Annotated in this window: 21 protein-coding genes and 3 tRNA genes; 17 read left to right on the top strand and 7 right to left on the bottom strand. The window is 47.7% G+C overall.

Going from position 1 to position 20215, the window contains the following annotated elements; all coding sequences use genetic code 11:
• Nucleotides 1-140: 140 nt before the first annotated feature.
• Entirely contained in the window at nucleotides 141-824 is a 684-nt protein-coding gene (locus tag AM231_RS19215; RefSeq protein ID WP_423212928.1) for a Dph6-related ATP pyrophosphatase, read from the bottom strand.
• Between the two features lie 272 nt (nucleotides 825-1096).
• On the opposite strand from AM231_RS19215, the gene AM231_RS19210 reads away from it, so the two are divergent.
• On the top strand, nucleotides 1097-1477 hold the full coding sequence (locus tag AM231_RS19210) for a steroid Delta-isomerase (RefSeq protein ID WP_053491722.1): 381 nt from the start codon (nucleotides 1097-1099) through the stop codon (nucleotides 1475-1477).
• Between the two features lie 309 nt (nucleotides 1478-1786).
• Here the strand turns inward: AM231_RS19210 and AM231_RS19200 are convergent, their stop codons facing one another.
• From AM231_RS19200 to AM231_RS19190, 3 genes are read right to left on the bottom strand one after another with little or no spacing between them, the layout of a single operon-like run.
• Nucleotides 1787-2707, bottom strand: a complete 921-nt coding sequence (locus AM231_RS19200; RefSeq protein ID WP_054404058.1) for a glycine betaine ABC transporter substrate-binding protein — start codon at nucleotides 2705-2707, stop codon at nucleotides 1787-1789.
• Nucleotide 2708: 1 nt separating this feature from the next.
• A complete protein-coding gene (locus AM231_RS19195; protein WP_054404057.1) occupies nucleotides 2709-3542 on the bottom strand; it encodes an ABC transporter permease in 834 nt (277 codons plus the stop codon).
• Nucleotides 3535-4728, bottom strand: a complete 1194-nt coding sequence (locus tag AM231_RS19190; RefSeq protein ID WP_207383651.1) for a quaternary amine ABC transporter ATP-binding protein — start codon at nucleotides 4726-4728, stop codon at nucleotides 3535-3537. Before AM231_RS19190 ends, AM231_RS19195 begins: the two co-directional genes overlap by 8 nt.
• Before the next feature lie 378 nt (nucleotides 4729-5106).
• Here AM231_RS19190 and AM231_RS19185 point away from each other — a divergent pair, with 378 nt between their 5' ends.
• From AM231_RS19185 to AM231_RS19140, 10 genes are all read left to right on the top strand, one after another.
• Nucleotides 5107-5676, top strand: a complete 570-nt coding sequence (locus AM231_RS19185) for a GbsR/MarR family transcriptional regulator (RefSeq protein WP_053491726.1) — start codon at nucleotides 5107-5109, stop codon at nucleotides 5674-5676.
• A gap of 169 nt (nucleotides 5677-5845) precedes the next feature.
• On the top strand, nucleotides 5846-7174 hold the full coding sequence (locus AM231_RS19180) for an alpha/beta hydrolase (protein ID WP_054404055.1): 1329 nt from the start codon (nucleotides 5846-5848) through the stop codon (nucleotides 7172-7174).
• A 43-nt stretch (nucleotides 7175-7217) separates the two neighbouring features.
• Entirely contained in the window at nucleotides 7218-7778 is a 561-nt protein-coding gene (locus tag AM231_RS19175; protein ID WP_053494110.1) for a GNAT family N-acetyltransferase, read from the top strand.
• A gap of 179 nt (nucleotides 7779-7957) precedes the next feature.
• Nucleotides 7958-8455: a winged helix-turn-helix domain-containing protein gene (locus tag AM231_RS19170; RefSeq protein WP_054404054.1), complete on the top strand. Its 498-nt coding sequence runs from the start codon at nucleotides 7958-7960 to the stop codon at nucleotides 8453-8455.
• Between the two features lie 68 nt (nucleotides 8456-8523).
• Nucleotides 8524-9849: an MFS transporter gene (locus AM231_RS19165; RefSeq protein ID WP_054404053.1), complete on the top strand. Its 1326-nt coding sequence runs from the start codon at nucleotides 8524-8526 to the stop codon at nucleotides 9847-9849.
• A 270-nt stretch (nucleotides 9850-10119) separates the two neighbouring features.
• Complete coding sequence (locus tag AM231_RS19160) at nucleotides 10120-11232, top strand: outer membrane lipoprotein-sorting protein (RefSeq protein WP_054404052.1); 1113 nt, start codon at nucleotides 10120-10122, stop codon at nucleotides 11230-11232.
• Nucleotides 11233-11505: 273 nt separating this feature from the next.
• Complete coding sequence (gene alr / locus AM231_RS19155; protein WP_054404051.1) at nucleotides 11506-12693, top strand: alanine racemase; 1188 nt, start codon at nucleotides 11506-11508, stop codon at nucleotides 12691-12693.
• Between the two features lie 227 nt (nucleotides 12694-12920).
• The gene (locus AM231_RS19150) at nucleotides 12921-13202 is read left to right on the top strand and encodes a CopG family ribbon-helix-helix protein (RefSeq protein WP_028406492.1); all 282 of its coding nucleotides are present in this window, start codon (nucleotides 12921-12923) and stop codon (nucleotides 13200-13202) included.
• A gap of 3 nt (nucleotides 13203-13205) precedes the next feature.
• On the top strand, nucleotides 13206-13556 hold the full coding sequence (locus tag AM231_RS19145) for a type II toxin-antitoxin system PemK/MazF family toxin (RefSeq protein WP_023962512.1): 351 nt from the start codon (nucleotides 13206-13208) through the stop codon (nucleotides 13554-13556).
• Between the two features lie 409 nt (nucleotides 13557-13965).
• Entirely contained in the window at nucleotides 13966-16179 is a 2214-nt protein-coding gene (locus AM231_RS19140) for a Tex family protein (RefSeq protein WP_054404050.1), read from the top strand.
• Between the two features lie 92 nt (nucleotides 16180-16271).
• Here AM231_RS19140 and AM231_RS19135 read toward each other — a convergent pair whose 3' ends face one another.
• Nucleotides 16272-16835: a CGNR zinc finger domain-containing protein gene (locus AM231_RS19135; RefSeq protein ID WP_054404049.1), complete on the bottom strand. Its 564-nt coding sequence runs from the start codon at nucleotides 16833-16835 to the stop codon at nucleotides 16272-16274.
• Nucleotides 16836-16994: 159 nt separating this feature from the next.
• Between AM231_RS19135 and AM231_RS19130 the strand changes: the two genes are divergently transcribed.
• A complete protein-coding gene (locus AM231_RS19130) occupies nucleotides 16995-17465 on the top strand; it encodes a DinB family protein (protein WP_054404048.1) in 471 nt (156 codons plus the stop codon).
• Nucleotides 17466-17566: 101 nt separating this feature from the next.
• Here the strand turns inward: AM231_RS19130 and cmpA are convergent, their stop codons facing one another.
• Nucleotides 17567-17698, bottom strand: coding sequence for a cortex morphogenetic protein CmpA (gene cmpA, locus AM231_RS28670; protein WP_106406100.1), 132 nt, complete (start codon nucleotides 17696-17698; stop codon nucleotides 17567-17569).
• An 80-nt stretch (nucleotides 17699-17778) separates the two neighbouring features.
• Nucleotides 17779-18129, bottom strand: a complete 351-nt coding sequence (locus AM231_RS19125) for a hypothetical protein (RefSeq protein ID WP_054404047.1) — start codon at nucleotides 18127-18129, stop codon at nucleotides 17779-17781.
• 113 nt (nucleotides 18130-18242) lie between these two features.
• On the opposite strand from AM231_RS19125, the gene AM231_RS19120 reads away from it, so the two are divergent.
• The 5 genes from AM231_RS19120 (at nucleotide 18243) to AM231_RS19100 (ending at nucleotide 20122) form a co-directional block, all read left to right on the top strand.
• On the top strand, nucleotides 18243-18728 hold the full coding sequence (locus AM231_RS19120; protein ID WP_207383641.1) for a SprT family protein: 486 nt from the start codon (nucleotides 18243-18245) through the stop codon (nucleotides 18726-18728).
• A gap of 25 nt (nucleotides 18729-18753) precedes the next feature.
• Nucleotides 18754-18829 (top strand) — tRNA-Asn (locus AM231_RS19115).
• 3 nt (nucleotides 18830-18832) lie between these two features.
• A tRNA-Ser gene (locus AM231_RS19110) sits at nucleotides 18833-18921 on the top strand.
• Between the two features lie 314 nt (nucleotides 18922-19235).
• Nucleotides 19236-19931, top strand: a complete 696-nt coding sequence (locus AM231_RS19105; RefSeq protein ID WP_054404045.1) for a Type 1 glutamine amidotransferase-like domain-containing protein — start codon at nucleotides 19236-19238, stop codon at nucleotides 19929-19931.
• A 116-nt stretch (nucleotides 19932-20047) separates the two neighbouring features.
• Nucleotides 20048-20122 (top strand) — tRNA-Glu (locus tag AM231_RS19100).
• The last annotated feature ends 93 nt before the right edge of the window (nucleotides 20123-20215 follow it).

Genomic DNA, 20215 nt, shown 5'->3' with positions numbered 1-20215 from the left:
GTTTTAACCATTAAAAAAGCCCCCCTACAGTAACAGGTTTTATTATTTCACCTGTCTACCGTATGGGGAGCATATCATAGAAGATTAAATATCTTTAACCAGACAGCTCACTAGATGAAAATTACGAAAAGCCAGACTTATTATGAATCCAGTTCGAGCGGCAGAAAGGCATACTCACCCTGTCTTAAAATCTCACCTTGACGAACAGATACCGGGTATTTGAAAAGAGGCCCGTCTATAACGGTGGTGTGAAACTCCCCGCCTTCACCGCAAGGGTCAATACCGCGTGTCTCTAACTCTTCGATATATTCGTCAGTCAGAACCCTCCCCAAGTCGTCTTCCTGCATCCCTAAGGACAGATTTACAGTGACGACCATCGTGGTGAATCCGAGATGAATAAACTCCAGGACTGCTTCTTTATGATCCATTTCCCATAGCGGCATTCCTAGTCCGAGACCCGCATTTTGCGCTATCTTGTCATGCCAGCAGCCATGAGCAGGCATATCGAGATCCCCTGTTACTAACACCTCAGCGCCTTGACTCTTACCCTGTTCCAGGAGCTGCAAGAATACTTTCTCATAATCGGTCCAACTTGCAGCTGCCGTATAAATGGGCAGCCCAATGGAATCAGCTTGTGCCTGAACAAGTGCAGGAGGCAGACCATGGGACCTTGACCGCTTTCCTTCCTCCTCCATCATCACGATGAGCCCCATCGCTTCTCCCTCTTGCATGGCTTTATAGAGAGCTAGAATACTATCTTTTCCTCCGCTAAAAGAGGCTATAAACCGACGCCCGCGGGCGCCATACTTCCAATCTATATCCACTCTGATCCTTCTCCTTTATGCATCTCATTTCTTTATATCATGTCCGTCTTCATGGATGTATTCTAACACTGATAAGTAGGTATAAGTAAAGCTGAGCCTTGGGTAATATGTTAGAATTAGGAAATAAAAGTATGTATCGATTGATCAACAAGGACCTTCCAAGGTTGCGCTTGTAGAAAGCCCGGCCAGTATTATACAACTCTACTTTATGTTTATAATAGTAAGTGGTTGTTTAACAACTTGAATACTCAGAAAACGAGAGGTGAAGGAAGATGATAACTCAGACAGCGATGAAAGCAGCCTTACAGCAATACTTGGATGGCTTCAATAATAAGGATCATGACGCTGTAATTTCTTTATTCGCAGACAATGCGAGAATTGAGGATCCTGTTGGTGGGGGACAGATTATCGAGGGAAAAGAAGCGATCACTTCTTTTTATCAGAGTAGTGTAGCTAGTGTGGAGAAGCTGGAGCTAGCCGCTCCGATTCGCGGTTCCCATGGAAACTCAGCGGCGCTTGCTTTTATAATTAACGTGGAGATGGAAGGAAAAAAAGTTCGCATTCATTGTATCGATGTCATGACCTTTAATGACGAAGGTAAGATTGCAGATATGAAAGCATACTGGGGTCAGGAAGACATTCAGTTTGTTTAACCTAATAATAGAGGCTTATCCAGAGGTTCGAATGAACCCGGGATAAGCCTCTTTGATTTATTGGTTCAGGTGAGACTTCAGAAGTTCATCCTCGGCGTCTGGGAACAATGCCAGACTATGGCGCCTCCAAGATTTTTGTTGTTGGTATACTGCACCTTTGCCTCCGAATTTCTTTCTTACCAGAATGATTCCAAGGAATTTGGGGGCAACAGGGAGGGGAGGGTAGGAGCGTTGCGTACGCAGAACGCCTTGCACGCAAAAAGAAGCTGCCCCCTAAGATTAATCTTAGGGGACAGCCCCTTCACTCCATTATTTCAGATCTTCAATTGAATTAGCTTCCACATAAGACGGAACCACAAGGCCGGTTTTTACGCCTTCCATGTTAGCGCCAAGGTCTTCCACTTTGTCCTTGAACTTATCCCAGTAGTCGGCATGCGTGAGTGGCAGCCAAGCTGCTACTGTTGCATCCACGTCGCCATTGGCAACACCAGTCCACATTGGGCCTGCTTCTACTTGAAGCGCGTCTACTTTATATCCCAGCTTGTCTTCCATGATTACTTTCAGAAGATTGGTGCTGGCGATCTCGGAATCCCAAGCGACATAACTGAATTTGAAGCTTTTGCCGTCAACCGGCTGAACACCTTCAAGCCATGCGTCAACTTTCTCAGTGTTGCTGTCTGCCCACTCTTTAGCGGCAGCTTCAGGATCTTGGCCTTCTTGAATCGCGGTCATAATCTCACCCATGTCATCAGAGGTCCATTTGAAGTTGCTCAGGAACTTGTAAGCTTCCGGATGATCTTCCTTGAGTCCAAGACGGACAACCGTATGAATCTCTTCAGCTTCACCGTATACTTTCTTCGGATCATCCAAATATTTCAGATCATATTTGGCAAACATCCAGTGTGGAGTCCATCCGGTAATAATGATCGGATCTTCGTTCTTGATGGCTTTGTTGAGGGTTGCCGTCATGGCAGCGCCCGAACCTTCAATCAGTTTCCAGTCCGTCAATCCATATTCTTCAATAGCAGCAGCTGTTGCCTTCATGATACCTGCGCCTGGATCGATACCGATGATTTCATGTTTAACTTGTTCGCCGAGAGAAGCGGTTGAGCCTCCATTCGTACCTTTGTCGGTTTTGCCATCCGCTCCGTCTTTTCCGCTCTGTCCGCAAGCAGACAGCACCAGAATGGCGACTAAGCTTAGTAACAACCAAAATTTCTGTTTCTTCAAATCAAGCACCCCTTTTTTTAGATTTAAATATATTTTGTGTAAAGCGGTCGAGGACGATCGCCAGAATGACGACAGCCAGACCGGCTTCAAACCCTTTACCAATTTGCAGTTGAGTTACTGCACGGTAGACCTCGGCACCGATGCCTTGCGCACCGATCATTGAGGCAATAACAACCATCGACAACGAGAGCATGATGGTCTGGTTAATGCCGGCCATTAAGGTTGGCATCGCGAGCGGAAGCTGAACCTTGAACAGTTTCTGTCCAGAAGTGGAGCCGAATGCATCCGCAGCCTCCGTTAATTCACCCGATACTTGCATAATGCCAAGGCGGGTCAGGCGAATCGTTGGCGGAATGGCGAAGATAACTGAAGCGATAACCCCTGGCACCACACCGAGGCTGAAGAATGTGACAGCTGGCAGCAAGTACACAAAAGCCGGCATCGTCTGCATAAAATCGAGGACCGGTATGATGACTCGGGATGCATTCTTGCTATAGGCCGCCCATATTCCCAGCGGAACGCCTAGAATAATGGATATCAATGCCGCCGTAATAACCAGGCTCAGTGTGCTCATCGTTTGTGGCCAGTAGCCCAAGTTATCGATAAGCAGAAAACCGATGGCTGTGAACAATGTCAACGGCAGACGGCCCAAGAGATAGGCAATGACAGCCAGAATGACAATGAACAGATACGGATGGGGCAGCAAGAACAGATCGGTAAACAACTGCACCACGTTTTCGATGATGAAGGAGATCGCGTCAAACAATCCGGAAAAAACATCTCCCAACCACTCGACAAATGAATCAATCCAGCTTGCGAGAGGAATCTTAGGCATCTTGTGTAACCCCCTCGTGCTTGCTTTCTCCAGCCAAGGCGCCAAGAACGGCACCGCGGACGATGACGCCCATCAATCTGCCGGTATCATCCACAACGGCGAGTGGCACCTTGGACATGCTCGTAATTTCAAACAATTCATTTAGCAGTGTGTCGGGTCCGACACTCGGACCGTCCGTGATAAGAATATCCGCAAGCTTAAGATTATTCTTCATGGCATTCGACGCATCTTCTGCAGTAATGACGCCAAGCAGCTTCTTAGAACGGTCGATGACGAACAGATTCGAGATCCCCCGTTCGCGCATAAGCTCCAGCGCAACACGAGGCCCGCGGTCCATCGTAATAGTCTCTGGGCGGCGCATAACATGTGAAGCGGTAAGCACTTTGGAGAGATCGACATCTTCCACGAACCGTTCAACATAATCGTTGGCAGGCTGGGTCAAGATTTCTTCCGGCGTTCCGATCTGTACAATCGAACCGTCCTTCATTAAGGCAATGCGGTCCCCGATGCGAAGTGCCTCATCCAGATCGTGAGTAATGAACACGATGGTTTTCTTCATTTTGTCTTGAAGCTCGATCAATTCATCCTGCATATCTCTGCGGATCAGTGGATCCAGGGCACTGAAGGCCTCATCCATCAACAGAATTTCGGGATCATTGGCGAGTGCGCGGGCAAGCCCGACACGCTGCTGCATGCCGCCGCTGAGCTGATCGGGCATTTTATCCTCCCAGCCCTTCAAGCCCACAAGCTCAAGTGACTTCATGGCCGCTTCGCGGCGCTTGCTCTTGTCTACCTTTTGAATCTCTAACCCGTATTCCACATTGTCTACAACCGAACGATGGGGGAACAGGGCGAATTTCTGGAAAACCATGCTGATTTTCTTGCGGCGCACTTCCCGCAGCTGCTCTTTGTTCATTTTTCGAAGATCTTTGCCATGAATCAATATTTCACCCGATGTTGGTTCAATCAACCGATTTAGCAAACGCACGAGTGTAGACTTGCCGCTGCCGGACAGCCCCATAATCACGAAAATCTCGCCTTCATGAATATCGAAGCTGACTCGGTTGACGCCAACCGTTATATTTTTCTCTTTCGCAATTCGCGCTTTACTCCAGCCTTGCTCAAGCAATTGAATCCCTTGTTCCGGATTCGCGCCGAACAACTTGCTGACTTTGTTAACTTGCATGATAGCCAAAGATACTCCTCCTTTTTATTGTAGAGAGACTCTTTCCCTTGAACGAATGAGTCTTTGTCGCTGTCGTCTCGTAAACCCATGTCACCCATTGTAACAACCGATACGTAAAGTATCAAACGTTATATCCGTACGTAAAGTACGTACAGTAAAAACTGTACAATGTTATCCTTTGAAATGCTCCCATATGCTCCTATATGCTCTTGGGCGATGTTCTTTACTTTTAAAATAGCTTTCCCTACAATAGATCAGAGAATGTGTGTGGGTTGGGTTTGTTTAGATTTGTTGGAGATCGTTCACACTACACTTCGAGTCCACCAAGTTATGCTGACATGACTTCTTGGATGGCTATAGAAAGAGGAGGCTGCAAGCATGGGCTTGTACCATTTAGATGATGAACGGCAGGCAGCCGTGCATAAGATTCGTAAGCGAGTCATTGAAAATATTGGACGGAATATGGATTTGTACGGCATTCCAGTCTCAACGGGACATTTATATGGGCTGCTATATTTTGCGGATAAACCGATGAACCTGGATGAAATGGGACAGGAAATGAAGATGAGCAAAACCAGCATGAGTACAGGCGTGCGGACACTGCTCGATTATAAAATGGTCAACAAGGTATGGGAGAAGGGTTCCCGCAAGGACTTGTATGAAGTGGAGTACGACTGGTACCAGAGTTTTGTGGATTTCTTCGATATTAAATGGCGTAAATCGGTGGAGAGCAATATTCATGTTCTGCGAAAAGCGCTGGACGAAACGGAGAAGCTGCGCAAAGCGCATGAAGATGATGAAGAACTGACAGCGGTGCTGCAAGAGGATCAGGCGAAGATGCGTGAGGCCGTTGCTTACTATAAATGGCTGGAGCGATTGATTGATACTTTAGTGGATGGCGAGATTTTTAATTATGTGCCAAAAGAGCCGCCGGAGGGCAAAATCTGATATTGAAAGTGGAGAAATTGCCCAGTATAATGATGGGTAAGGCAATGCTTACCCAGGAGGTACAACCTGATTTGATCAGGTTGTGCCTTTTTTTGTTGGTTGGATCGCCTTGAGAGTTGGAACCGCATCGCGAATGCGTCGGGTGCAAAATTAGTCAGGAGGGGTTAGAATGGTCAGTATGTCCTCAAGAATGGTAGAAGTTGCGGATTTTCCATCGGTTAGCTTAGGTAATACCCGAAGTTTGTATGTATATCTTCCGCCTAGTTATCATGAGAATACGGAGAAGCATTATGCCGTACTCTATATGCATGACGGGCAGCATGTATTTTCGGCCGATGAGCGAGGCGGCTCGTGGGATATGCATCTCACCGCGGATCGGCTGGTTTCCGAAGGACGGATGGAGGAGATTATTATCGTTGGAATTGCAACGGTTCCCCATCAAAGACTGAATGAGTACTTTCACGACAATCCGAGGATGCATCATGTATTCGAGCCCCCGTTTGCCGGCGAACAGTACGAATCATTTATCATTGAAGAAGTTATGCCATATATCAATCAGCAATTTCGGACGCTGAGAGGACCGGAACATACCGCGATGATGGGCTCATCCGCAGGCGGCATCGTCACCTACAATATTGGCTTTAGAAGGCCGGATGTGTTCGGAAGCATTGCGGTCATGTCGCCTTATTTTGTCAAAGCCCATTTTGATGGTGGGGGTGAGCTGAAAGAACACCCCTTTTATGAAAGATACGGCACGCACCCGAAACTTCGAATTTGGCTGGATATGGGCGGAGCAGAAGGGATCTTCATGGAAAAATACGCACAGCAGGAAGCAGAGCGTCTCATCCAAGACGGCTTTGTGCCCGGAGAAGATCTCATGCTGTTCTTGGATCCGGGAGCGGCTCACAGCCAAAGTGACTGGGCGGGAAGAGCGCATGCACCGCTGCTGTATTTTTTCGGCGACATTGGAGAACCTGCCTCGATTAAGCTCTATGGAGATAGTGTTGTGGGCGTAAGAGGACCCATCAAACAACTGAATCCGGTTATTACATATGACAGTGGATTTGTTCACACGTTAATGAACGGAACATACCATGTGGAGTCTCCGGAATTGCTCATGCTGCTGCCGGATGGAACGTTAAAGCCCCAAACTACCGGCAGCAGCAGGATTACTCTACAAATGGGGAAATTGATCGCAGATAAAGAGATTACAATCGTAGAGGAATTGCCCGAGCTTGTGAAAGTCGCGATTCAGGTGAAGGTACCGCCTTCAACGCCGGTTTCTCCGATGATCTATGCCGGATTTGAGATTCCGTACTGCGGAGAAGGTGTGTACAAGGGGTGTGCGATGGTACCACATGGCTTGTCTTTTACGTTCAAGGTGTCAAGAGGGTTTGGATTGCATGAGAAGATTGGCGATCCGGAAGTGAAGCGGCGCTCTTTTACAGCTTTATCGGATATGGAGCTGTTATATGAGGTTGAGGACTGGGATATTTGAAATGAACTAGCAAAAGTAATACATCGGAGGTTGAGACATAATGATGACGATCAGATCAGCAAGACCACAGGATGCGCCCGAAGCCGCTAGACTTCTGTATGATGCTCTGCACGATATAGCGCATCAACTGACGGGGGAAGCAGAGGAAGAGAAGGCTTTGGAAGTGCTGGAGCAATATTTTCGGGCGGATGAAGGCAGGCTTAGCTATCGTCAGGCAGCTGTGGAAGAGATCGATGGGAAAGTAGCGGGCATTGTGGTTGCTTATGGGGGCGATCAAGCCGCCGAGTTGGATCGTCCGATTCTGGATCGTCTGCGGAAGCTCAAGAACGACCCTTCCCTGGCGCTGGACAAAGAAGCGGATGAGGATGAATATTATATCGATACATTATCTGTTTCTCCGCAGTTTGGCGGAAAGGGGATTGGTTCAGCTCTGATACGTCACGTGGAGAATCAGGCAAAGGAACGAATGTATCGTCAGATCGCCCTTGCCGTGGTGACGGACAATCAACGTGCCTATTCTTTATACGATAGAAGAGGTTATAGAACAGATAAGGAAATTATGATTAACGGGCATGTTTATTATCATATGGTCAAACCCGTTTAGAAAAAAATAACGATAAATATAAGCCGCCTATTTACAAATGGTAATAGGTGGTTTATTATTATGCCATACCGATCTAATAAATTAGAATGATAAACTAAATTAGAACAAACTAAATTTATCGTATGTTTTAGAAATTTGGAAACTTGAACATTTAACCTAATTCGATTGGAGTGTTTTTTATGAATGAAGATCAGAATCAGAGCATCGAGATATCGGTGGAACAAGCGAAGCTGCTCGGCAGCGCACAGCGGGTGAAGATTATCGGAACCATGCTGGATATGGCCAAAACCGCCAAGCAAGTAGCGGATGAATTGGGAGAATCGCCAGGGAGCATTCACTATCATATCCTGAAGTTATATGAAGGCGGATTAATAGATTTGGTGGAGACCCGGGCCGTTGGCGGCATTGTAGAGAAATACTATAAGTCTAAAGCGAAGTGGTTTAACACCAAGGGAACGCAGATGGTTGATCCGGTTCTAGCCGACGATTATGCAGCGGCCAGCCGCACAAGAATAAGCTTGAGAATGCAGTTGAATGCCGAGCAGTATCAGGAAATGACGCAGGAATTCAGGGAACTGCTTGAAAAATGGGTGAATAAGACTCTCGCAAGCAAAGAGGACAACAGTAAGGAATATGCGGTAGGGATCAACGTGGTTTCAACAGAAACATCCGAATAGGAAAGGCCTTACAGCCTTTTCCTATTCCAAACTAAACTATCAAACTATAACTTAAGGAGTGCTTCCTTATGAACATTTTAAAGAATCGCAATTTTCTGCTGTTATTCGTTGGCCGGATCCTTACGAATATCGGCGATAGCCTGTATGCGGTAGCTGCCATGTGGCTGGTATACGATCTGGGAGGCTCGACATTGTATACAGGTCTTGCCGGATTCCTCTCGATTCTCCCTCGAATCATTCAATTGTTATCCGGACCGATGATTGACCGCGTTCCGTTACGGGGGCTATTAGTGTACACCCAATTGTCTCAAGCGCTTCTGCTGTTGATCGTTCCGCTTGCATTTTATTTCAATTTTCTGACGGTGGGCCTTGTACTGGCGGTTACGCCGATTCTATCCACGCTGAATATGTGGGTATATCCGGCCCAAATGTCGGCCCTTCCCAAAATTCTCGATAAGAAGCAGCTCACGCAAGGCAACTCGCTGTTCTCCTTAGCCTATCAAGGCATCGATGTCGCTTGTAATGCCATATCCGGCGTATTGATTATTGTGCTGGGGGCAGTCTCCCTGTATTTATGGAATTCGATTGGGTTTTTCATCGGAGCGTTGTTATTCTCGCAGTTGAAAATCAAGAAATCTATCAAAACTTCTGATAACAACGATAACAAAACATCTATGAGAACCACATCAGCTCCAAAATCGATGCGAAATGCCCTTAATAATTATTGGATGGACATGAAGGAAGGGCTTCGTTACATCCTGGCAACCCCACTCGCACGGGTACAGATGGGGATTATTGTGATCAATGCTGCGGGCGGCGCTACCTTTACGGTTATGCCTGCTTTTGCCGACAGCCTCGGAGGAGCCGGCGTGTACGGCGTATTGCTTATGGCACAGGCTTGCGGAAGTTTGCTGGGTGCGATATTGGCTCCGTATTTGAAGCTGGAACGTCTGCCTCTTGGGTATCTTTTTGCCGGAGCGTTTTGCCTATCGGGCGCAGCATGGTGCCTTAGCGTATTTACCCCCTGGACTTGGCTTGTCGTTCTGGTATACGGTCTAGCCTGGTTTCCCGGAGGCATTACGAACGTTATCATCAATTCGGTCATTCAGAAGGCGATTCCTGCGAAAAGATTGGGCACTGTTTTCGCGGCAGCGAGCGGACTCAGCGGGATTGCGATGCCGCTTGGCAGTTTGATCGGTGGTTCTCTTGGCGTGGTTGCTGCAAGTTCTTCCGTTATCGCGGGATGCGGAATTGCTGTATTCTGCGTAGGGATCTTCTGGGTGTTCGACTCGACTACCCGCAGTTTGCCATCACCTGACCATGTGGATGAAGAATGGTTCGCGCCGTATACAAAGGCTGTTCCTGAGCAGTCAGTTGTGCATACCACCTCTTAAAGTTCTCCTCTCTGGGTGGAATGAGATGATCTGCACGATATAGAAGATCAATATAGTTCTGTTCTACAGAACCTATAAAAAACGAGCAATGTGTGAATCGTGATCATCCATGATCGCTAAGCCCATAGTTCGTTTTTTCGTTCCAAGCCGTTATAGAGCCTGCTTTGGTTTACGTTCACGGTGCTTGTCAGGCTAGTCTGCATAATGTGACCAAGTCCCTCATAGACATGTATCAATCAAGTCAAAACAAGTGTTGAAGGGGATGATGACATGCGCCGGATTTCATGGGTGCTGCTCGCGGTAGTATTATGCTTAACCACAGTACTGGCGGGATGCGGGAAGAAGAATGCAGACAGCGTTGTGAAGGATCTGGGCAAGGTGGCGGATAAGCTGGAGGGCGCCAAAGGGGCTTACCAGGGAGCGGGTGTTATGACCATACATACCGGTTCGGCGCCACAGGAATATCAGGTTGAAGTATGGTACCAATCTCCGTCTTACTACCGGATCAGCTTAACCAATGGGCAAAAGAACATTACGCAAATCGTACTTCGTAACGATGATGGGGTGTTCGTGCTGACGCCTAGCTTAAACAAGAGCTTCCGCTTCAAGAGCGACTGGCCGGATAATCAGGGGCAGGTCTATTTGTATCAAACACTGCTGAGCAGCATTCTGAGCGATAACACCCGTCAGTTTGTCGAGGACAAGGATAGTTACGTATTTGATGTGGCAGCCAACTATCACAGTCATTCCTTGATTCGTCAGAAGATCTGGCTCGCCAAGGACAACTATACGCCGAAACAGGTACAAGTGTCTGATACGGAGGCGAACGTTGTCGTTGAGGTCAAATTTAATACCTTTACCTTCGATACGAACCTGACCAAGGATTCATTTGATACGAACAGAAATATGAGTGCAATGAATAATACGGAGGGCACTTTGGCCGAAGTGGACGAGAATGGAGTACCCGTGGCCTCCACGACAGAGGGTAGTGACTCCCAAGGGCCCGATGGTTTGACGGAAACGGCCACAGGCCGCGACATGGGATCGTTCGGCATTGTCTATCCGGCCTATGTACCGGCAGGGGTAACGGAGCCGGACACGATGGAAATCCCGGAGAGCAAGGATCATGCGGTTATTTTGAAGTACGATGGCATATACCAGTATACGATTATGGAATCCAGACCCGTGGACCGTGCCGTTTCCCTCGTACCGGGAGAGGCCGTGTATATCGACTTTACGACGGTTGGTCTGCTCACAGGCGATCAACAGAGAACACTGACCTGGAATTCGGATGGAGTAGAGTACCGGATTACCAGCGCTAACCTGCCTGTCGAAGAAATGAAGAAAGTCGCTGCTTCCATGCAGGGAGAATCGGGTAAATAATATGAAGCAGGCGGATACCAACCATTGAAGGAGGGCTATACTCCGACAATGAGGCCATTCGCCTCTTTTTCCAAATAGAGGAACTTTGTCGAGAGTCCTGACGCGATTTCTTGCCGGTAATTCGATGTTTCACCAAGTTTCGTCATTCGAAGGGAACCACGAACCTCATAAATAAGCAGTTGGTCTCAATTGACAGTTGCCCTTTGGAACATTACCATTAATCTATTGTAAGCCTAATGCTTTTTTCTCAAAATGGTAAGAAGGTGACTGGAATTGCAAGCGATATATCGACCTACCTTGGCGGAAATCAACCTGGACCATCTGCGCGCCAATTATAACGCGTTTCGTGAGGCGTTGCCGAGCCGAATGACATTGCTTGCTTGTGTGAAGGCGAATGCCTATGGTCACGGAGCTGTCGAAGTGGCACATGAACTTCAGCAACTGGGAGTGGCTTATTTAAGCGTAGCATTCCTCGATGAAGCGCTTGAGCTTCGGCAAGGAGGCATCACAAGCCCGATCTTGGTGCTCGGTTATACACCGCCGGAAGCTGTACAGACTGCTTATGAGCATGATGTAACGCTGACCCTGTTCAGTCCGGAAGTGCTCCAAGCGATTAAGGCTTTGCCGGTTACGCCGGAGAAACCGCTCAAGGTACACATCAAGATTGACAGTGGAATGGGTCGTTTAGGCCTGCTTCCTGGTGAAGATGCGATTTCTTTTATAGAAGAGGCATCTTCACAGCCGCAGGTGATTGTCGAAGGAATGTTTACCCATTTTGCAAGAGCGGATGAACACAACAAAGACTATACATTGGAACAGTACCGCCGTTTTCAGGGCGTAGCGGACGCTCTTCGGGATAAGGGCTATCTTATTCCTATTATACATACGGGCAACAGTGCTGCTGCCATCGATACACCTGAGCTATCCTATAATATGGTACGTATTGGTATTGCATTGTACGGACTATACCCTTCGGATGAGGTGAATCGAAGAACAGTGACTCTCCGCCCTGTCATGACGTTAAAGACTAAACTGGTCTACGTCAAAAATTTACCTCCGCATTCCGGAATCAGTTACGGGACGAAGTATGTAACAGAGCAGGAAGAGCGAATTGGAACCCTTCCGATCGGTTACGCTGACGGCTTCTCACGTATATTGAGCGGTAAAGCGGAAGTATTAATACGCGGCCGCCGCACCCCTGTTGTCGGAAATATCTGTATGGACCAATGTATGGTATCGCTCAAACTTTTCGCCGAGGAGGCGGAACAAATCAAAGCTGGTGAAGAGGTTGTACTCATCGGCCAGCAATCTGGCGAATGCATTTCGGCAGAGGAGCTGGCAGCCAAGCTGGGGACGATCCCCTACGAGGTCGTCTGCATGATTGCCCACCGGGTTCCACGTCTGTATACACGCAGGGATAAACCTGTGAAGACCGTGAACGCGCTCTGGAACAACCTGTAAAGAAGCACTGTACATGAGTCAATTATTTGAGGAAAGAAGGAATACGTACAGACCATACCGAATTAGGAATTATGTCGTTAATGTCTGTACGAAAGTGTCGATTGTAGTTTATAATGATATGCAGCATACTTGATATACCTTCGGCATATATATTCTTTTGTATAAATTTCCTTAAATAAAGTAATACTTGTGCACAGGGTGAGAAGGTTGTGGGGGTGTAATAGAAGGTGGCCAATATGCAGAACACCAAAAGAATTATGATCAGTTTGCCGGATCATCTTTTGCAGGAAGTGGACGGGATCGCTCAGCTGGAAAATTCCAACCGCAGTGAGCTTATTAGGCAGGCCATGAAGTTGTACCTGAATGAACGGAAAAAACGTTACATTCGCGAATCCATGCAGCGAGGTTATATGGAAATGGCCAAAATTAACCTGACCATGGCTTCTGAGGCGTTTCACGCGGAGGAAGATGCAGACAATACTCTAGACCGCTTAGTAAGCGGGGTGTAAACAGTGATCGTTAAACGGGGCGACGTATTTTTTGCGGATTTATCGCCTGTTGTCGGTTCGGAGCAAGGCGGCGTAAGGCCAGTTCTTGTGATTCAGAACGATATCGGCAATCGATTTAGTCCGACTGTAATTGTTGCAGCCATTACGGCACAGATTCAAAAAGCCAAGCTGCCGACTCACGTCGAAATTGACGCGGCGTCGCATGGATTTGACCGGGATTCCGTAATTTTGCTGGAACAGATCCGGACGATTGACAAGCAGCGGCTAACCGACAAAATCACCCATCTTGATGACGAAATGATGCGCAAGGTGGATGATTCCCTGCAAATTAGTCTGGGCTTGATTGATTTTTAGCTTCAGTCAAGTGCCGCATAACCACATAGAACAAGGATGCCAAAGAAACCTCAAGGGATGAAATTCCCTTGGGGTTTTTGACATGGAATGCAGGCCTGTTGGCAACAGGCCGAATATAAAACCGAGTATTATGTATTCGTGGGGATGAGTACGTATGCGGTAGTGACCGCTGCAGCTATGAAGAGAAGGCAGACTACGGACCAGGCAATTGCATGTTTGTCATTCATCTAGGATGCCCCCTGATTAGTAAGTGGGATTCGTACTCTAAGTATATAAAGTCAATCTTAAAATCAGATGAAACAGACATTAATCGCAGCTTAAAGCCATGTATTGTGAGTGATGTAGTGGAAATGAGCGCTTAAGTTTGGGATAATAGCAATATAGTTTCAATGTAGAAAGAGGGATATCATTGTCTGAAATAGAAGCTGTTGTGGAAGTAAATGAAGAACAGATTCGCAAGGAAGAATTGAAACGGATCGTGAAGCAAATCGCGAAGGAACTTCAATTGTCCGAGAAACAGGTGCGCACAACCGTTGAACTTCTGGATGAGGGCAATACCATACCGTTTATTGCGCGTTACCGTAAGGAAATGACAGGTGAACTGGATGAGAACCAATTGCGTAATATCGAAGAGCGTACAGGCTATCTGCGCAATTTGGAGGTCCGTAAGCGGGAAGTCATCCGCATCATAGAGGAGCAAGGCAAGCTGACAGAAGAGCTTAAAGCATCAATTACAGCTGCCGTTAAGCTGCAGGAGGTAGAAGATCTCTACCGTCCGTATAAGCAGAAACGCAAAACAAGAGCTAGCGTGGCTAAGGAAAAAGGTTTGGAGCCCCTGTCGGAATGGATATGGTCACAGCCGAAGCAAGCGGATGTGATGGTGGAGGCCGCCAAGTATATCGATGAGGAGAAGGGCGTGGCTTCTGCAGAAGAGGCTGTGCAGGGCGCAATGGATATACTGGCTGAGAACATTGCTGATGACGCCACCATTCGTTCCTGGGTACGTAGATATAGTCTGGATCATGGCATCTTGACCTCAGAGGCGAAGGATACCGAAGTGGAATCCGTATACGAGAACTATTACAATTACCGTGAATTGGCGAAGAAAATGCCGCCGCACCGGATTTTGGCCATAAACCGCGGTGAGCGCGAGAATATTCTGAAGGTCGGACTTGACGTTCCTTCCGAATCCGTTCATGCATATATCGGCAAGCAGGTGCTTACAGGTCCATCCGCAGTGACGGATATTCTTACAGCGGTGATTGAGGACTCTTACAAGCGTCTCATTGCTCCATCAATTGAGCGTGAAGTACGGGGCGAGCTGACGGAAAAAGGGGAGAACCAGGCGATCTCCATCTTTGCCGGGAACCTGCGCAGCTTGCTGCTGCAGCCTCCGGTCAAGGGACGATGTGTGCTGGGCGTCGATCCGGCTTACCGTACAGGTTGCAAACTCGCGGTGGTAGATGATACGGGCAAGCTGCTTGAGGTAGCAGTTACGTATCCGACGCCGCCAGCTAATAAGAAGCAGGAAGCGGCTGCGAAGTTCAAGGAGCTCATTGCCAAATACGGCATCAAGCTCATCGTTATCGGCAATGGCACAGCATCGCGTGAAACCGAGCAGTTCGTAGCTGAAGAGGTCATTGCAGAACTGGCTAATCCTGAGCTTGCTTACCTTATCGTAAATGAAGCGGGAGCCAGTGTGTACTCCGCCTCCAAGCTCGCTCAAGAAGAGTTCCCGGATCTGGATGTTGCCGAGCGAAGCGCGGCCTCGATTGCACGCCGGGTACAGGACCCGCTGGCCGAGCTGGTGAAGATCGATCCGAAGTCGATCGGCGTGGGCCAGTATCAGCATGATGTGAGCCAGAAGCATCTGGAAGAAAGCTTGAAGGCTGTCGTGGAATCGGCGGTTAACCATGTCGGGGTGGACGTGAATACAGCATCGCCTTCGCTGCTTTCTTATGTAGCCGGCATTAATGCTACCATTGCTAAGAATATCGTGAAGTATCGGGAAGAGAACGGGAAGTTTGTCAGCCGGAAGCAGCTGCAGAAGGTTCCACGTCTGGGTGCCAAGACATTCGAACAGTGCGTAGGCTTTATGCGGATCTCCGAAGGCGAGAACATGCTGGACCGTACTCCGATTCACCCGGAATCCTATGCAGTGGTTGATCGTTTGTTTAAGGAGCTTCAGGTTGGCCTGGACAAGCTGGGAAGCAAGGAACTGGCCGAACTGCTGGATGCCCAGCAGCCGGAGAGTCTTGCCGTGAAGCTGGAGGTTGGTGTGCCGACCCTTCGTGACATTCTGGACAGCTTGCAGCGTCCTGGACGCGATCCGCGGGAGGAATTGCCTCTGCCAATATTCCGCCAGGACGTATTGAAGATCGAGGATCTTGTGCCAGGTATGGAGCTGCAGGGAACGGTACGCAATGTCATCGATTTCGGTGCCTTTGTCGATATCGGCATCAAGAGCGACGGCCTGGTGCATATCTCTCAGTTGAGCGATGGATTTGTGAAGCACCCGATGGATGTCGTCTCCGTAGGCGATAACGTGACTGTATGGGTTCTGAACGTGGATTTGAAGAAAGGTCGCGTCGGTTTGACGATGCGCCAGCCGAAAAACCAATAATCAAGGCAAGAATCTGATGAGTTGAATCACATATAGAAACGCCGCATGAATCCTTTGGATCATGCGGCGTTTTTTCTAAAATATGTTTTCAATTAGCCATCTGATGTATCGGACTGTAATTTCTTTTTGGCACGGAAACGGCGGACCTTCATGAGGTTGCCACACATTTTATCATCACAATAACGTTTGGAACGGTTTCGAGTATCATCATAATAGATCCACAAACAATCGGGGTTGTCACAGATTCGGATACGAGTGGATTCGCCTTCCGATAACGTAGTTGCAAAAGAAGCGGCAATATCAGCAGCAACTCCCTTTAAACCTGGATTCATGGTTCTAAAGGATAGCGTATAATTCCCCTCTTCGTTTGAGTGTAGCTCGCGTAAGACAAGCTCCTCCGACATCCAACGGTTTAATTCTTCAATTCGCCAACCTGGCGAAGTCCCGCCTGCGACAATATATTGTACAAATTCCTTCAGGAAGGAACGGAGCTGCTGTAAGTACTTAATATCTTCTTGATCTAGCGGCAAGTTAACCAGGAACTGATGCCGGTTCATAAAGCTTTGCAGTTGGTACGGATTTAGAAGCCGGTCCTCATATTTTCCGGACCCTCTCCAGTCATGCCATTCGCTATTTAGAAAGTCATCCCAAATCATGCTGCCCATCCTTTCTTATTTGCCATTATTGTAACAATCAAAACAAGATATGACTAGTTACTTGAGTTAGCAGGAGGGGTGTGTTATTTTGTATGTAATAATGTAACTATCTAAATGAATTAAGGTGGTTACAACAATGAACTATGGGAGGCGATGGATATGGGTTTACGAGACGTACTGCTGGATCAGTGGGATAAAGCCATGGTAAAAGAGGATTGGTATCCTCCGACATCACATGCTCTTAAGGATATTACAGCTCAGCAGGCTTTGTGGAAGCCGGAAGGCATGGCCGTAAACTCCATCTGGGAGAATGTCCAACATCTTCTATACTACAAGCAGCGGCTAGTATCTAGATTGAACAACATACCGTTTCAGTTTGAAGTGGAGACCAATGATGAGACGTTTAATATACGCGATGCTAGTGAAGAGGAATGGATTCGTGCTAGACAGGATTTGTTTGAAATACATGTTGTATTAAGAAAAAAGCTTGAGCAGATGCATGAGGAGGAGCTGTTGAAAGCGTCGGAAGGCATACTGAGCTTAATTACTCATGATGCATATCATACGGGACAAATTATTTTTCTACGGAAACTTCAGGGCTCCTGGCCTGATAAACGAAGCTTTCTATAGGTACGAATTCGCGGATGCATTCATTCTTATCTCAAAAGCAAAAATAAGCCGGACAGGGCGTCCGGCTTATTGTCTCATACCTATGGATCGATTACAGAGCCCTAACGGGCATTCGAGTTTTCTTGGCCGGGGGAATTCCGGTAAAAATACCAGCATTCGTTCAGCAGCTTGATCTGACGCCGGTCCTTTTTGCGAAACGCGCGTGTTAATTGATTGCAGAGCCATTGCGGCAAGGGTATCTCCTCCTCTTGCTAATTCCATCTGTATGGATAGCATATGGGGAAAATGCCCAAAGCGTGCAGGTCTACCTTGATTATTGCGCTTCTTCCTCGTACCATTGCTCAAGCTGAGCTTGAAGAGCCCGTATTTCGGTGAGCAGCGAGATGAGCGGATACTCTGTTTCGTTCAGAGAAGCAAAGGCTTGTTCAAGCTCATTTATATATTCCAGACCACCTTGAATGCTGAGCGATTCCTGGAGCAGATCCAGATTGTCACATTCGGCTACAGCAAGAGGAAGCGAAGGCTTGCTTGGGGTGGTGAGCTTACTGATTTCTTTGTTCAGACGTAGATTTAGTGCACTGAGCTGATATGCATAGTCACTGGGCATCTCGACAAATTGCAGCTTGTCCTGCCCTTTAAGAATAACGTAGCGCATGTTCGGCATGTTTGCAGGTTCTCCCTCCATACTTTCTACTTGACAGTGTAGCCCAGAGGGAAGTTAAAATTCAAGTAGATTTATAAGGTGAGGAAGGATTAGACACAGTGATGAGAAACGAGATGAGCAATGAGGAGCTACAGGCTTGGGTTGAGAAAATCTCGCTGGAGAGCTTCCGGGTTCCATTCAGGCATCAGGCGACGTTTAACCCGCGCTTGTCCTCAACAGGCGGCCGTTATTTCATGAAAAGCCATCATATCGAGATCAATCCCCATCAGCTTGCTACGCATGGCAGGGAAGAGGTGGAGAAGATCATCAAGCATGAGCTGTGCCACTATCATCTGCATATTGCGGGCAGGGGATATCGGCACCGGGATGCTGATTTCAAAAGCCTGCTGCAAGCCGTTGGAGGAAGCCGTTATTGCAAATCCTTGCCGAAGGGCAAGGGAACGGGGCGCAAACCTGAACCCTATCGCTATATGCTTCGCTGCAGCGCCTGCGGGACCGAATACCTGCGTAAACGTAAAATGAATCCTGCCCGGTATCGCTGCGGAAAGTGCAGCGGGAGACTTACGCTTCTGGAACTTGACTCCCCCAACAAGTCATGATAAATTATTAGTATTGAATTAACGTTCCCTGATAGCTCAGTTGGTAGAGCACTCGACTGTTAATCGAGTTGTCACAGGTTCGAGTCCTGTTCGGGGAGCCATATGGAGAGATACCCAAGTGGCTATAAGGGGACCCTCTGCTAAGGGGTTAGACTGCGTAAGCGGTGCGAGGGTTCGAATCCCTCTCTCTCCGTTTAGAGAAACATCATTAAAGCTCCCAACGCGAAAGCGAAGGGAGCTTTTTTGTACAGGGATGAGAACCCTCAGAGAGGGTTCGTCGGAGCATAAGCGGCGTTAGGGATACATCGCAGTCTCGACCGAAGGGAGAGTATCCCTCTCTCTCCGTTGAGTGTTACATCGAAGAAAGCTCCCGATTGCGAAAGCGATTGGGAGTTTTTTTGTGTAGGGATGAGAGCCCTAGATAGGGTTCGTAGGAGCATGATAACAGCGTCACGACCCAAGGGAGAACATAGCTCTACTTCGTTAAATGTGAAAGGGGGAAGCTTAATGAAACAGATTATAGCAATGGGCGGTGGTGGTTTCTCAATGGAGCCGGATAATCTCTTGCTTGATCGCTATGTTTTAGAACAAGTGTCGAAAGAGAGGCCCGCAGTGTGTTTTGTTCCGACGGCAAGCGGGGATGCGGATGGTTATGTGGAACGGTTCTATCAAGCTTTTAGGGAATTACCATGTACCCCCAGCCATTTGTCGCTATTCCAGCCGAATTTTGACGATCTTCAGTCTTTTGTACTTGAGAAGGATATTATCTATGTTGGCGGAGGTAATACCCGTAATATGCTGGTTCTGTGGAAGGAATGGGGGTTGGATCAGATACTCAAAGAAGCGTATGAACAGGGTGTCATCTTAACCGGGTTAAGTGCTGGCTCCATTTGTTGGTTTGAGCAAGGGGTAACAGATCCATTGAACGGGCCTTTGTACAAGCTTGAGGGTTTAGGTATGTTACAAGGCAGTCACTGTCCGCATTATGATGGTGAGAGCAAAAGAAGACCTGCCTATCATCAACTCGTGCTTCAAGGTAATATTCAAGCAGGATACGCTGCTGATGATGGGGCTGCACTGCATTTTATGGATGGACGGTTGCATAAAGTCGTAAGCTCGACGAGAAATGCACAGGCATACCATGTGGAACTGGAAGGAAACAGCGTTCGAGAAACGAAGTTAACGCCAGATTTTTTAGGCTGAATATAGTCGGAACAAACCTCTAAAAATAATTTTTGAAATTCATGAAAAAAAAGCTTGCCAGCATTTTTGAGATTATGCTATACTCAATCTTGTCGTCACGGCGACGTGGTTAAAGTGGCCCGTTGGTCAAGGGGTTAAGACACCTCCCTTTCACGGAGGTAACAGGGGTTCGAATCCCCTACGGGTCACCACTTTCTATTACACTTCGGGATGAGAACCCCGTCGGTTCGTCGGAGCATAACCTTCGTTAGGATAAGCTTCGCAGTCTCGAACGAAGAGAGAGT

The organism is Paenibacillus solani, from assembly GCF_001277345.1.
GTDB classification, from domain to species: Bacteria; Bacillota; Bacilli; order Paenibacillales; family Paenibacillaceae; genus Paenibacillus_AQ; species Paenibacillus_AQ solani.
The sequence above is the reverse complement of the archived record's forward strand: the minus strand, read 5'-3'. Positions and strand labels throughout refer to the sequence as shown.

Coding starts and splice junctions, on each gene's coding strand:
- AM231_RS19210 (WP_053491722.1), top strand. CDS start 1,097: ATGATAACTCAGACAGCGATGAAAGCAGCCTTACAGCAATACTTGGAT.
- AM231_RS19195 (WP_054404057.1), bottom strand. CDS start 3,542: ATGCCTAAGATTCCTCTCGCAAGCTGGATTGATTCATTTGTCGAGTGG.
- AM231_RS19190 (WP_207383651.1), bottom strand. CDS start 4,728: ATGCAAGTTAACAAAGTCAGCAAGTTGTTCGGCGCGAATCCGGAACAA.
- AM231_RS19185 (WP_053491726.1), top strand. CDS start 5,107: ATGGGCTTGTACCATTTAGATGATGAACGGCAGGCAGCCGTGCATAAG.
- AM231_RS19180 (WP_054404055.1), top strand. CDS start 5,846: ATGGTCAGTATGTCCTCAAGAATGGTAGAAGTTGCGGATTTTCCATCG.
- AM231_RS19175 (WP_053494110.1), top strand. CDS start 7,218: ATGACGATCAGATCAGCAAGACCACAGGATGCGCCCGAAGCCGCTAGA.
- AM231_RS19170 (WP_054404054.1), top strand. CDS start 7,958: ATGAATGAAGATCAGAATCAGAGCATCGAGATATCGGTGGAACAAGCG.
- AM231_RS19165 (WP_054404053.1), top strand. CDS start 8,524: ATGAACATTTTAAAGAATCGCAATTTTCTGCTGTTATTCGTTGGCCGG.
- AM231_RS19160 (WP_054404052.1), top strand. CDS start 10,120: ATGCGCCGGATTTCATGGGTGCTGCTCGCGGTAGTATTATGCTTAACC.
- AM231_RS19135 (WP_054404049.1), bottom strand. CDS start 16,835: ATGATTTGGGATGACTTTCTAAATAGCGAATGGCATGACTGGAGAGGG.
- AM231_RS19130 (WP_054404048.1), top strand. CDS start 16,995: ATGGGTTTACGAGACGTACTGCTGGATCAGTGGGATAAAGCCATGGTA.
- AM231_RS19125 (WP_054404047.1), bottom strand. CDS start 18,129: ATGCCGAACATGCGCTACGTTATTCTTAAAGGGCAGGACAAGCTGCAA.
- AM231_RS19120 (WP_207383641.1), top strand. CDS start 18,243: ATGAGCAATGAGGAGCTACAGGCTTGGGTTGAGAAAATCTCGCTGGAG.
- AM231_RS19105 (WP_054404045.1), top strand. CDS start 19,236: ATGAAACAGATTATAGCAATGGGCGGTGGTGGTTTCTCAATGGAGCCG.